We start from the raw sequence: 14,188 nt of genomic DNA, 5'->3' as shown, positions 1-14,188 counted from the left end.
CTTAATTTGTTTTAGTTTCTACAAAATACATTTTTGCCAATCCTTTTCCTTTAATTTCCAGCTCTCCACGATAACTGAAATCGAAATATGATTTTGCCAATTCATAAGTTGTTGATCCAACATTGATCTTTCCGTTTTCACTTTTGGCTTTCATACGGGCAGCGGTGTTTACAGCATCGCCCCAAATATCGTAAGCGAACTTTTTAATACCAACAATTCCAGCAACTACTTCGCCCGAATTAATTCCGATTTTAATTTCAAAATAAGGCTTGTCTGCTTTTCTTCTTTCTTCTTGATAGGTTGTGATAAAATCGCACATTTCTAACGCAACTTCGATCATTTTTTTTGCGTGATTATCATTTATCAACGGAAGCCCGCTTACTGCCATATACGAATAACTGATTGTTTTAATTTTTTCGATCTGATGTTTGGTTGTAATATTGTCAAAAGCTTTGAAACAATGGTTCAGTTCATCTAACAATTCTTGTGAATTTAATCGTTGCGAAACCGAATCTAAATTGGTGAAATCAGAGAATAAAATAGAAACACTGCTGAATTGTTTTACTTTACTTTCGCCACTTTCCTTCAATTCGTCGGCAATATCTTTTGGAAGGATATTTAACAATAAATCTTCCGATTTTTGTTTTTCAGAAAGTAGTTCTATCTGTTGTTTTTCAATTTGTTGTTTCTGGATTTCAATTTCTTTTGTACGTTCTTTTACTTCGGTTTCCAAGAAATTCATTTTGTTTTCTAACAAACCTTTTCGTTCTTTTTCCTGATTTAAAGCTTGTTCAGACAACGAGTTTACTTGTTTTAACTGTACTTTCAGTTTTCTGTTTACCGATGCAAAGTTTGATGCTAAAAACGCAGACATGGCAAAAGGTGTGCTGAAAAAAGAAAGTATCATAAGAATAATAATTATAGAAATTGTAACCGTGTTTAGCTTTTGCATGCCGAACATTATTCCGACAAAAACTCCTAAAATTAATGCGAAAGAAAAACTGCAAACAAGACCAATCGCTATAATCTTTGCTCCGGCTTTTTTATTTATAGCTGCAATTACAACAATAATTATTGCTTCTAACATCGTTGTTGATGTTATAATGGAACATAAAAACATGAAGTTCTTTGAAACTGTAAAAGTTAAAATCAGCGAAACAGCCGCTAAAGTTAAAAGCACATAAAAGAATATTTTATTTTTATTGAAAAGGAAATTTACTGTTGCACTTATGGCTAAACCACCAATTAATGAAAATATTATAGATGATGGCGATGCCATATCTGTAAACTGTACGCCGTCTATACCCGACTTAAATACCGTAGCGTATCCTAACAAAATGCTCAATCCCGAGCAAAAGTTGAAAATACCGAATAACAGGTTGGCTATGAATTTTCGGTAGAAACCAAACAGTATAAAATGAATAACACCTAAGGTAAGAAACATCATTCCTACAGCTGTCATTGCTAACCATAAGTAGTGGTTTACTTCTGTTTTTTCGACATATTTTTCGGTGGTTACCAAAGATAATTTAAAACCGTTGCTACTAAATACCGATTCATTATCAGTGTAAAGAGAATCTTTGTAATGAACAGCGAATACGTGTTCACCTGAAGTCTTGAATGCAATAACAACCGGATGGTTTTTCTCGTTATCGGGATTTGAAATCATTTCAGCTTTCCCAAAAATACCTTTATATTCGCCATCAATATAAACTGTAGCGTCTGCTTTTGAATTAAAAATAAGCGAAATAGGTACATTTACTAAAGAGGAATCTATCTGTATTTTCTGTCTGAACCAAATTTCACCTTTGTATGCCGGATCTTTCATATTAAAAAACACAGCACTCTGTGGTTGCCAGTTTTCATCATTAAAATCAGTGTCTTTCCATGATAAATTGTTGCCAACTTTGGCTTTCCAATCTTTTTTTAGTTTAATTTCCTTTTCAAGATCTTGTAAAGAAAAGACCTTTTTTGCCTGAATATTCTCTTGCGAAAAACAAATATTCACAGCAAGTAATATTAGAAACAGTAGTATTTTTTTCACTTTATGTTTTTTTATTATCTACAAAATACATTTTAATCTTTCCTTTTCCTTTAGCCTCCAATTCCCCCCTGAATTCAAAGTAGAAATCATCTTTAACAAGATTATAAGTTGATTCACTTATATTTACTTTTCCTATTTCGCCATTACTTTCCATTCGTGAAGCCGTATTTACAGCATCGCCCCAAATATCATAAGCAAATTTCTTAATTCCTACGATTCCTGCAACTACTTCTCCAGAATTTATTCCAATACGCATTTCAAAGAAAGATTTGCTTTCACTTTGACGTTTTAATTTATAATCTTCAATAAAATCGCGAATTTCTATAGCTGCTTGAACCATTTTTTGTGCATGATTTCCATATTTGGCGGGTAATCCGCAAACAGCCATATAAGAGTCGCCAATAGTTTTAATTTTTTCAACTCCATGTTTTGCTACAATTTCATCAAAGGCTTTAAAGCAATAATTAAGCTCTTCTATAAGTTCCTTTGAAGGAATTTTTTCTGATAGTTTCGTGAAATCTTTAAAATCGGTAAACATAATCGAAACGCTTTCAAAATGTCGTGCTTCCGATGTACCTTTTTCCTTTAACTCTTTTGCTACTTCCTCAGGTAAAATATTTAAGAGCAAATTATCAGATTTTTGTTTTTCTTCTGATATAATTTTATGATCTTTCTTTTTTTGTGAATAAGCGAAGGCTGCAAAACTTGCCAGAATTACAAAAACCCCAAATCCTATCAAAGCTAAATTTCGTTTGTTTTTTTCTTTAGTTAATTCTTCTCTAGCTAATGCATCTTTAGTCTTTTGTTCTGCGTTTCTGATTTTTTCCTGTTGATCAAACTCAAACTGCATCTGATTTTGAACCAAAAGCTCTCGGTTCTCTATTACTTCTAAACTGTCCTTATAAATAATATGCTGTTTGTAGTATTCTAAAGCTTTGCTTTTATCGGCTTGTAAATCAGAAATCTCAGATAAGTTTAGATAAGTGTTATTCAACATTAAAATATCGTCTTTTTTTATTGCCTTATTTATTACTTTATTTAGGTACTGTTTACTTAATTCTAAAAGCTGGTATTTGTCTTTATATGCGCCTTCATTTGTAGTTTTGTTTATATTTTGAGCTAATTTTAAGTAAGTAGTTCCAATACAGTACTCTTGATCGTCTATTAGTTTATAGGGTTTATTTAATGGGCATTCGTGATATGCTTTTAGATGAAATTCTAATGCTTTTTGGTAGTTTTCTAAATCATAATATATATTTCCAATTCTTGAATATACGGCTTCTTTTACTAAACATTCTTTTATGTTTTTTGTATTTTCAATAGCCAAATTAATATTTTGAGATATTTTTTCAGGTTGATTTAACTTTTGATATACGGTTGATTTACTAATGTATATTAAAGAAATATTATTGTGGTCTTTTAGTTTTAAGAAAAAATCTAAAGCTAAATTATGGTAAGTGAAACTTTTGTCATATTCATTTAATTCGCTGTATATATTAGCAATGTTTGAGAGTAAGTATCCATAATGATGGCTTTTGGTATCGTTATATTGCTTGTGTAATTTAGCAGATTTTTGGTAATGCTCTAATGCTTTTTTAAACTTATTTTGCTTGGCATATAAATTAGCCATTAGGTTGTAAGTATTTACTAATTCAAAACTATTTTCATTGAAAAGATGAGTGAATTTTTTATAATATTCAAGTGCTTGGTTATAATCTTTGGTCTCGCTTTGATAAAAAAAACCAAACTGTAAATACAGATCTGAAAGATATTTTTTGTTATTACTTTTTCTGAAAAAATATTCAGCTTTTAAAAAGTTCTGAATTATTTTCTTGTTATCATTTCTTGTCCAATAATAGAAAGCTTTTTCATAATAACCTTTTCCTAAAACAGTATTATCATTTTTTTTATTACCTAATTCAAGTATTTTATTTATAAAATCTAATTGCTGTAATGTGTCATTTTTTCCTTCGTGGAATGTACTTATATTGGCATAAGCTTCAGCAATAGCTATAGGTTTGTTTAACTTTTCAGCAAGTTTTATAGCATCTTCGTTAAATTCAAAATTTTTTTTATTTGAGTATACAGCATAATCTTTCCCTAAACCTAATGAAATATTAAGTTTTTCAGAATCATTTTTAGCCTTATGAAGTTTTACTTCTAAGGAATCTAACTTTATCTGTATATATTTATCTTGAGAAAAACCAAAGGTTGAAATCAAAAAAACAAATAAAACTATTATTTTTTTCACTTTATGTTTATGAGTTTAAGTATAAAAATCGAATTGTTAAATAAAGTATAAAAATAAGTAAATAACGTGCAACTTTATCGTTTTGAGTGGAAAATATATACTTGAATTTATGATTTAGGTATTTGTTAATATGATTAAAAAATAAAAAAAGATCTTTAATTTTTAAATAAACAAAAAACTCCGATTGAATTTCAATCGGAGTTTTTTGTTGAAGTATTATAAAAACTACTTTTTAGCAGTTTCTGGTTTTAATACCGCAATAACACGGTTTTTAGTAAGATATTTTTTAGCTACTTCCTGAACATCTTTCATAGTTAAAGCTTTTAAGTTCTTTTCGAAATCTAATGCTTTTTCAGGGCTTTCTTGTGTTGTAAAAGCTTCTGTTAAAACACCTAACCAGTAATTATTTTCTTTTAAAGATTTGGTGTAATCTGTCATTTCACCTTCTTTAAATTTATCTAAATCTTTAGCTTCTGGTCCGTTTTGCTGAATTTTTTCAACTTCTTTCAAAGTTAATTCAATTAATTTATCAGCATCTTTTGGATTTGTAGGATACGAAATAGAGAAGTTGTACGATCCGTAAGGCAATTTACTTAAGCTACCTTGAGCACCGGCACCATAAACACCACCTTCTTTTTCACGTAATTCTTCAATTAACTTAATAGTTAAAATTTCACCTAAAGCTTGCATTGCAAGATTTTCTTTTGCAGAGTACGTTGTTTCGCCCGCGTAAGAAATTCTAACGGTAGCTTTATCATCGTTTCCTTTGAAAACCTCTTTTTTATGAACACCATCTTTACCACGGAAACCTGTATCTTTATAAGTTTCTTTACGGTTTAAAGCTGGTAACGAAGCCAAATATTTTTCAGAAAACGTTTTCATTTGTTCGTCTGTAACATTTCCTACAAAGAAAAATTCAAAATCGCTTGCATCGGCAAAACGCTCTTTAAACAAGTCGTATGCTTTTTTGTAATCTGTGTTATCCCAATCTTTTTCAGTAGGAATTGGCGATGAATAACGCGCATTGTGTCCATACATGAAATTTGAAACTTCGATTTGGAAAAATACTTCTGGCATTGCCATAATGTTTGCCATGTAAGATTTTGTTTTGTTCTTTTCAGACTCAAACGCTTTTTCATCGAAATTTAAATCAGTAAAATAAGCATGAACCGATTGGAACAAGAATTCTAAATCTTTAGGTGTTGCATTACCAGAGAAACCTTCGGTTATACCACCAACATATGGTGAAACACGGTACAATTTACCTGTATTGAATTTGGTTAATGCATTTTGATCCATACCTGCAATACCTGCTTGTGGTACAGAGCCTGATGCATGTTGCGTTTTCTTGAAAGTATCGTTGTCTAATAAGTTAGTACCACCAAAACTTCTTGCACCAAATAAAATTTCATCGTTTTTAAAGTCGGTCTTTTTGTAAGTTACTTTAGCACCGTTTGATAACGTTAAAGTTGTTGTTCCTAACTTATCATTTTTAGTTGTATTAGTAACTTTACCTGCTTTAATTTCGTTACGAATTAATGATTCTGCAACAGCAGCATCTTGGTAAGGAGTGATTTCAACTTTTGATACATCTAAAGCTGCTAAAACATCTTTTTCAGTTGGTGTTTTTAAACCTTCTTTTTCAGGTCCGGTTAAAATAATTACACGGTTTTCGTCTTTAATGTACGATTGAATTACGTTGTTAACATCTTTTAATGTAATTGTAGGTAGTAATTCTTTTGCTAATTTGTATTCGTAATCTATTGACGGCATTGCTTCACCTTCTAAAAAGTGACTTTGGTAAATACCTAAATATTTAGACGAGTTGTTTTTATCGCGATCGTTAAATGCTTTTTCGTAATAAGCTAATGTTTCTGTTTTAGCACGATCTAATTCCGATTGTGTAAATCCGAATTTTCTAGCACGCTCGTTTTCAATTGCCAATACTTTTAATGCTTCTAACTGCTTGTCTTCTGCAGTCATTGCTATTGATTGGAACGCTTCTTTACCACGACCTAACATTCCACCATGATAACTGTAACCATAAACAAACGGAGGAGTAGGGCTGTTGGTGTATTCTTCTAAGCGTGAATTTATCATGCTAGAGAATAAATTTTCAACAAAATCGGTTTTATAGTCACCAACTGTTGTAGATGGTTCTGGCGTTCCTTGATCTTTATAGAAAATTTGTACGTTAGAAGATGTTGCTTCTTTATCGGTATTGATAGATACAAAAGTTTCTTTGTGGTTAGGAATTTCAAATTCTTTACGCTCTTTTTGATTTGTAGGATTTTTATATTTACCAAAATGGCTTTTTACTTTAGCTTCCATTTCATCAACATTAATATCACCTACAACAATGATTGCCATTAAGTTAGGGCGGTACCAATCTTTATAAAACTGACGGATTTCTTCTGGTTTGAATGTTTCTAAATTCTCTTTAGTACCAATAGGTAAACGTTTTGCGTATAACGAATTGTGAAGCATTTTTGGTAAATAATTCTTCATCATACGTTCGCCCGAACCTAATCGTGTGCGGTATTCTTCAATAACAACTCCACGCTCATCGTCGATATCTTTTGTTTCTAAATTAGCGTTGAAAGCCCAATCTTCTAAAATTTGGAAACCTTTGTCTAATTTTACAGGATCATCAGACGGAATTGGTAAGAAATAAACCGTTTCGTCAAAACTTGTGTAAGCATTTAAATGCTGACCAAATTTTACACCAATACTTTGTAAGTAATTGATTAATTCGTTTTTAGGGAAGGTTTTAGTACCATTAAAAACCATGTGCTCCATAAAATGCGCCAAACCAACTTGTTTGTCGGTTTCTAAAATAGATCCGGCATTTAAAACCATACGTAAATCTACTTTATTCTCTGGTTTTGCGTTTTTACGGATATAATAAGTTAAACCGTTGTCTAATTTTCCAATGCGAACATCAGGGTCATTTGGTATTTTTTGATTTAAATCTGCAACTTGTGCCCAAATTGATGCAGGTAAGATCAAAAGACCTAAAGTAATTTTTTTTAAGTTCATTTGTGGTGTTTTAAATTTCTCAAAAATATAAACAATTATTTTAAAACAAAATTAGAAAGTAATAAGAAAGTGTTAAAAAACAAAAAGACTTTCATTATTGAAAGTCTTTTTAAGAAAAATGTTATAATAAATTTAAACCGTTAGCAACTAAATGTGCTATTTCGGGTCTGTTTGCTTTTACTTTTAATAAATGATCTAAAGCTTTATTGTAAACAGTCAAATTGTTTTGTTTTGCTAATTCAACGATTTCTAATGTTAGCAACCAATCTTGCGGATGATTTTGGATCAGATCAGATAAAATAACTTCTAAATCTTCGGTTGAATGCTGCTCGCGATAGGTTCTTACTTTTTCGTACAGATTTTCTAAAGCTTCACGTTCGGTAGATTTTGTCGCTTTAATGGTTTTAGTAGTAGGAACGTGCGTGATCATATCAAAACTGTTGATGTCAGCCGGACCCGAAAAAGCTGAAACTATTTTCTTGCCAATAGCCATATCGTACGTTCCCCATTCAGGTTGAAACAAAATAGTAGCATTATGAGTAACGGTACAATTCTTAAAACTGATGATGATAATTTCGCCCTGAAGATTTCTTGAACCTGTGATAATTTCACCAGAAACTTTAATATCTCCTTCAAATTCTAGTTCAATATGCTTGCCTTCATATATATTGTATGCCTGCAAATCGCGTGGACTCATATCTTCTATGGTAAGATTGATGTTTTTTAGACGACCAATCGGGCTTCCAAATCCTTCAGAATGATATTCCGTTCCGTGATTTACCAATTCTTTTTCTCGGTAAGCTAAAGCTGTTTTTCCTGAGGTTTGAATGTAAACCGGCTTTCCTTCATCTTCAATAACATTTGTGAAAACACCCGAAACCTGTAAACCTGTAGATAGCTCGATAGTTCCTAACGCTTTAGAATGAATCAATTTTTTAATTCCGCTTAAGCCACCAGTTCGCAATGCCATTTTATTGGCAAATTCTTCTAAAACCATGCTTAACTCTGCGAAATCTTTTGTTACATATAATTGAGGTTGCGGTTTTGTAATATCGAACCCTTGGTAAGCAGCGTCTATACTATAAGGTAACTTTTCAACTTTATCGGTCATGCACCATTCGCTTTCACCAATTGATGATAACAAACCGGCACCATATATTTTAGGATTTTCAACAGTTCCTATTAAACCGTATTCAACAGTCCACCAATGTAAATTACGAATCAATGCCATTTCCGATGGTTCTGTTGATTTTGCTTGTAAATCTTCAACTTTAGATCGAATTCTAATCAACTCGCTTTCTGGTGTTCCTTCAGCTTCTTCTAAAATAGATAATTCACGGATTGCTTCGTAAATTTCATAGTCGTGTGCAGATGAAATAGCTTTACACCCAATTTCACCAAATCTGCGCAAATATTCTGCGTATTCTGGATTGGCAATAATAGGAGCGTGACCGGCACCTTCGTGGATAATATCCGGAGCGGGTGTGTATTCGATATTTTCTAACTGACGGATATCTGAAGCAATAACCAACACATTATATGCCTGAAACTCCATAAAAGCATTCGGCGGAATAAAACCGTCAACAGCAACTGCAGTCCAACCAATTTCCTTTAAAATACGGTTCATACCATACATACTAGGTATGCTTTCAATAGAAATCCCTGTTTTTTGTAAACCTTCTAAATAAGAAGAATGTGCAACTTTTGATAGATAATCCACATTTTTACGCATTACATAACGCCACACTGCTTGATTTATGGCAGTATAATCTTCATAACTCTGTGGTTTAATAAACTGTTTAAGGTGTTCTGGTAAACGATCAATTAACGGATTGGTTTCAAAATGCTCGTTCATATTTAATTGTTGTTAGTATTTTAATAAGTTTTTGATTTTCAAAAATAGTGCATTTTTATTACTTTTCGATCATTAATCACATATTTGAATTGTGTTAAAAAAAGCATTTTTTTTTGTGAAGTATTGTTTTTTAAAAATTAATACTTAAATTAGCCTTGTAAATTAACAATAAAATAATATAAATCTATTATGAAAAAAGTATTTTTATCTTTAGCAACAATCGCTTTTGTTGCTGCGGGATCTTTAACAGTAACTTCTTGTGGAGGTGATGATTCAGTTGCACCAGGACCAGGACCAGGACCAGGACCAGGAGAAGAATTAACAGAAAATTTTATTCAAGTAAATAATGATCAAGAAGAAATTGCTTTTTCATTATACGCAGTTCATGTTGATGGAGCTGGACAAGATGCGCCTATTAAAGAATATACTTTAGAGGATGGTACAGTTGTAGCTGCTTTTGAATTTATTTCACACAATGGTTCGGCAATTACACCAATTGGTGCAACAAGCACTTGGTCTACTTTATTAACTAAAGTTGATACATCAATTCCAGTAGGTACAACAGGTAGATATGTTTTTCCTTTTACAACTGAAGGATCTACTTTATTAGGTGGTTTTACAACTACTATGAATGATACAGATTATTCATATGGTGCGTCTGCTGAATTTGATGTAACTGAATTAACTTATGCTACAGAAAGTGCAGCAGGAAGTATGACTTATACATTATCTGGAACAGATGCTGATGATACATCTATTACATTAAAAACTAATTTGAAAGGGGCAATTGAAGGTATGTACTCTTTAAACGCAAGTGCTGCTAAAGGATTACAAAGAATTTCACCTAAAGATGCTAAATTAACAGTTAGAAAATCTTTAAACTAATAATTTAAATTTAGTTTATAATAGAGAGGCAATATTTATTGCCTCTCTTTTTTATAAATATGTTGAAATATTATAATCCAGAACGTTTTTTAAGTACTGTCCCTTCTTCAACTGCTTTTTTTCCAGCTTCGTGAATTTCCTCTTTAGTTTTTACAGCTTCTTTTTTTACATCCTCTTTAGCTTTTTCTACTTTCTTTTCTGTATTCTTTACAGTTGTTTTAACAGCATTACCAGCTTTGTTAGCAGCAGCAGTAGCTTCTTGTTTAACTTCCTCTGCAGTAGAAAGTGCTTCACCTTTTAAAGTTGCTAATGCAGATTTTGCATCGTTTAATTTTTTAGTTGCAGCTTGTTTTTCTTCTACAGTTACAGCTTTTTTCAATTCTTCTTCAGCTTCTTTGATTTTAGCTTCTAAAGTAGGTACAGTTTCAGCTACTTCTTCTTTTACAACGTTTAAAGTATCTTCAACTTTTTCTGTAATTGAATCTAATTTGTTCTCTAAATTTTCTTGAGCAGCATCTTTTTTACAAGATGTGAAAACTAATCCACCAATAACTGCTAATGATAAAACGATTTTTTTCATAATAAATATTTATTTAAATTAATTGCAAAATAAAACATTTTTATCGAGTGATTTTTAAAAATCGAAAAAAAACTTTTAAAATTGAACGTTTTATAAATGATTAGTATCTTTACAAGAATCCGAATTTTATCAGCTATGAAAAAAATTGTACTTCTCATTCTATTATATGTATCAATAATTCCTGCGTTTGCTGCTGGTGATCCTTATTATATCAAGTCGGTTTCTTTCAATCAGGGCAATGAATCGCTTATTCCGATTTTTCGTTTGAATGAAACTTTCCGATTTTCGTTTGATGATTTAATGGGTAGCGAAACGGATTATTACTATAAAATTGTGCATTGTACACGTGATTGGAAACAATCGGATTTGAAAGTAACCGAATATTTAAGCGGAATGCAGAATTTACGTATAACTACTTTTGAAACATCGTTCAATACCTTGCAGGCTTTTGTTCATTATAAACTTTCGTTACCAAACCGCGATACTAAATTTATGATTTCGGGAAATTATAAGCTGGAGATTTATAATAATGCAAACGAAAAAGTTATAGAACGTCGGTTTGTTTTGTACGAAGATTTGGCATCGGTTTCTATGGAAATTAAAAAAACTCGAAACTTAAAAGTAGCTGCTGCAAAGCAAAATGTTTATATGACGATCGATTTTGGAACTACCGTACTTCAAAATCCTAAAAAGAATGTAAATGTGGTGCTGTTGCAAAACGGACAATGGTACAATGCGCTTACTGGTTTAAATCCTCAATATGTAATTGGTAATCAGTTTCAATATCAGTACGATGAAGAAACAAACTTTTGGGGAGGAAATGAATTTTTGTTTTTTGACAATAGCGACATTAAGCAGGTAAATAATAATGTAGAGAAAATTACTCGCAGTGATTTGTTCGAAATTACTTTAAGAGAGAAATATCCGCTAAAAGAAAGTAACTTTTATACTTTTTATCAGGATATAAATGGTGGATTTAAAACCCGGAATGTCTTGCGTGAAAATCATAATACCGAAGCCGATTATGCCTGGGTTTACTTTAATTATCATTTAGATAAATTACCATCATCACAAAAATTATACATTGTGGGTATGTTCAATAATTATCAGTTGAACAGCGATTACGAAGTAAAGTTCGATGAAGCTACACAAACCTACACTACCGCATTGCTTTTAAAACAAGGATTTACAAATTACAAATACATTATTGCAAAGGCTGATGGTACAGTTTTAGATGAGTTGAATCCCGATGGAAATTACTTTGAAACAGAAAACCAGTACAATGCATTGGTTTATTATAAGAACGATTCAGATCGTTATGAGAGAATTATTGGTCTTGGTAAAGCCGACAGTAAACTTATTACCAATTAAAAATTTATTTGTAATTTTGAATAAATTCTAAAATATGGTTTCAAAAATCACAAGAGGAATAAAAATTATTGTAAAAGTGCAGTATGTTAAACAAAGTTTGCATTTAAATAATCTTGTGAACTTTTTTAACTACGAAATTAGTATAGAAAACCAAGGTAACGATGTTGTACAGCTTTTACGCAGGTATTGGCTTATAAAAGATTCGTTCAATAATGATGAAGTGGTGGAGGGCGACGGCGTAATTGGTCAAAAACCAATTGTAAATCCAAACGAAACGTTTCAGTACACATCAGGATCGTATATTCAAGGCTTTATAGGCAGTATGCAGGGCTACTTTACCTTTGTTAACTTTAGCACATCGCAAATATTTCATGTAAGAATACCATTGTTTAATATGAGTGTTCCGTATATATTCAACTAAAATAATAAAAACAAATGTCAACAGGATTTTTTAACGTTCCAGTGGCTGTAAACGAGCCGGTTAAAACGTATGCTCCGGGAACTCCAGAGCGCGAACAAGTGCAGCAAGCATTTAAAGAAATGTATCAATCAACGGTTGATATTCCATTATACATTGGTGGAAAAGAAGTAAGAACAGGATCTACCAAAAATCTTTTTCCTCCGTTTGATCACCAACATCATTTAGGAACATACCATACAGCAACACAAGATTTAATTCAAGATGCTATCAACGCAGCTTTAGATGCACGCGTAAAATGGTCGCAAATGGCATGGGAACACCGCGCAGCAATCTTTTTAAAGGCTGCTGAATTAATTGCAGGTCCTTACCGTGCAAAATTAAACGCTGCAACAATGATTGCACAAGGAAAAACGGTTCATCAGGCAGAAATTGATTCGGCTTGTGAATTGATCGATTTCTTACGTTTCAACGTGCAGTATATGACCGAAATATACAAGCAACAGCCTATTTCGGCAAAAGGAATTTGGAATAGAGTAGAGCAACGCCCGTTAGAAGGTTTTGTTTACGCAATTACACCATTTAACTTTACGGCAATTGCTGGTAATTTACCTTCTTGTGTAGCAATGATGGGGAATGTTGTGGTTTGGAAACCGGCTGCAACGCAAATTTATTCGGCAAATGTAATTGTTGAAATCTTCAAAAAAGCAGGTTTGCCAGACGGCGTTATCAACGTAATTTATGGTGATTCTTCTATGATTACCAACACTATTTTAGAATCGGCTGATTTTGCAGGAATTCACTTTACAGGATCAACAGGCGTTTTTAACGATTTCTGGAAAACAATAGGAAACAACATTAGTAAATACAAAACATATCCACGTATTGTTGGAGAAACAGGCGGAAAAGATTTCGTTTGGGCACATCCATCATCGAACGCAAAAGAAGTGGCTACGGCTTTATCTCGTGGAGCTTTTGAATACCAAGGACAAAAATGTTCTGCAGCTTCACGTGCTTATATTCCTGTATCTTTATGGGAAAAAGTTAAAGGTTATGTAATTACAGATTTAAACTCGTTCAAAATGGGATCTCCAGAAGATATGAGCAACTTTATGTCGGCAGTAATTTCAGAAGGATCTTTCGATAAATTAGCAAAAGCAATCGATGCTGCAAAAGCATCAAACGAAGCAGAAGTTATTGTAGGTGGTGGTTACGATAAATCTAAAGGCTGGTTTATTGAGCCAACGGTTATTGTAACAACAAATCCAATGTACGATACAATGGAACGTGAATTGTTTGGTCCGGTTTTAACTGTTTATATTTATGAAGACGATAAATGGGAAGATAGCTTGAAATTGGTTGACAGTACATCTGAATACGCGTTAACCGGAGCAATTTTCTCTGGATGCCGTTATGCAATTGAAACAGCTACAAAAGCGTTGGAAAATGCAGCCGGTAACTTCTATATTAACGATAAGCCGACAGGTGCAGTTGTAGGACAACAACCATTTGGTGGTGCAAGAGGATCGGGAACTAACGACAAAGCAGGTTCTATGATTAACTTGTTACGTTGGGTTTCTCCACGAACTATTAAAGAAACATTTGTACCAGATACAGATTACAGATATCCGTTTTTAGGATAATATCATATAAAAAACCAGCTGAAAAGCTGGTTTTTTGCTAAAGATTTAATCGAGCTTTTGCTATTACAGTTTAAATAGTTCTTAGAATTGTACTTTATTAAT

At 32.3% G+C, this 14,188-nt stretch carries 9 protein-coding genes; 4 read left to right on the top strand and 5 right to left on the bottom strand.

Annotation, left to right across the window (positions count from 1 at the left end; genetic code table 11):
• Position 1 precedes the first annotated feature (1 nt).
• The 4 genes from F0460_RS06805 to F0460_RS06790 form a co-directional block, all read right to left on the bottom strand.
• The gene (locus F0460_RS06805; RefSeq protein ID WP_150011560.1) at positions 2-2,044 is read right to left on the bottom strand and encodes an adenylate/guanylate cyclase domain-containing protein; all 2,043 of its coding nucleotides are present in this window, start codon (positions 2,042-2,044) and stop codon (positions 2-4) included.
• Position 2,045: 1 nt separating this feature from the next.
• The gene (locus F0460_RS06800; RefSeq protein WP_150011558.1) at positions 2,046-4,295 is read right to left on the bottom strand and encodes an adenylate/guanylate cyclase domain-containing protein; all 2,250 of its coding nucleotides are present in this window, start codon (positions 4,293-4,295) and stop codon (positions 2,046-2,048) included.
• Between the two features lie 225 nt (positions 4,296-4,520).
• Entirely contained in the window at positions 4,521-7,334 is a 2,814-nt protein-coding gene (locus F0460_RS06795) for a M16 family metallopeptidase (RefSeq protein WP_150011556.1), read from the bottom strand.
• A 121-nt stretch (positions 7,335-7,455) separates the two neighbouring features.
• Entirely contained in the window at positions 7,456-9,189 is a 1,734-nt protein-coding gene (locus tag F0460_RS06790) for an aromatic amino acid hydroxylase (protein ID WP_150011554.1), read from the bottom strand.
• Between the two features lie 189 nt (positions 9,190-9,378).
• On the opposite strand from F0460_RS06790, the gene F0460_RS06785 reads away from it, so the two are divergent.
• Positions 9,379-10,074 carry a hypothetical protein gene (locus F0460_RS06785; RefSeq protein ID WP_150011552.1) on the top strand — a complete coding sequence of 232 codons (696 nt, stop codon included), beginning with the start codon at positions 9,379-9,381 and terminating at the stop codon, positions 10,072-10,074.
• A 70-nt stretch (positions 10,075-10,144) separates the two neighbouring features.
• On the opposite strand, the gene F0460_RS06780 is transcribed toward F0460_RS06785, so the two are convergent.
• Entirely contained in the window at positions 10,145-10,654 is a 510-nt protein-coding gene (locus tag F0460_RS06780) for a hypothetical protein (protein ID WP_150011550.1), read from the bottom strand.
• Positions 10,655-10,789: 135 nt separating this feature from the next.
• On the opposite strand from F0460_RS06780, the gene F0460_RS06775 reads away from it, so the two are divergent.
• The 3 genes from F0460_RS06775 to pruA are packed head-to-tail and all read left to right on the top strand — an operon-like array spanning position 10,790 to position 14,086.
• A complete protein-coding gene (locus tag F0460_RS06775; protein ID WP_190304111.1) occupies positions 10,790-12,025 on the top strand; it encodes a type IX secretion system plug protein in 1,236 nt (411 codons plus the stop codon).
• Between the two features lie 34 nt (positions 12,026-12,059).
• A complete protein-coding gene (gene apaG, locus F0460_RS06770; protein WP_150011546.1) occupies positions 12,060-12,446 on the top strand; it encodes a Co2+/Mg2+ efflux protein ApaG in 387 nt (128 codons plus the stop codon).
• A gap of 14 nt (positions 12,447-12,460) precedes the next feature.
• Entirely contained in the window at positions 12,461-14,086 is a 1,626-nt protein-coding gene (pruA, locus tag F0460_RS06765; protein WP_150011544.1) for an L-glutamate gamma-semialdehyde dehydrogenase, read from the top strand.
• Positions 14,087-14,188: the final 102 nt, after the last annotated feature.

The organism is Paenimyroides baculatum (assembly GCF_008629655.1).
Classification (GTDB): Bacteria; Bacteroidota; Bacteroidia; order Flavobacteriales; family Flavobacteriaceae; genus Flavobacterium; species Flavobacterium baculatum.
Note: the sequence above shows the minus strand (reverse complement) of the source record. Positions and strands in the feature narration are given on the sequence as shown.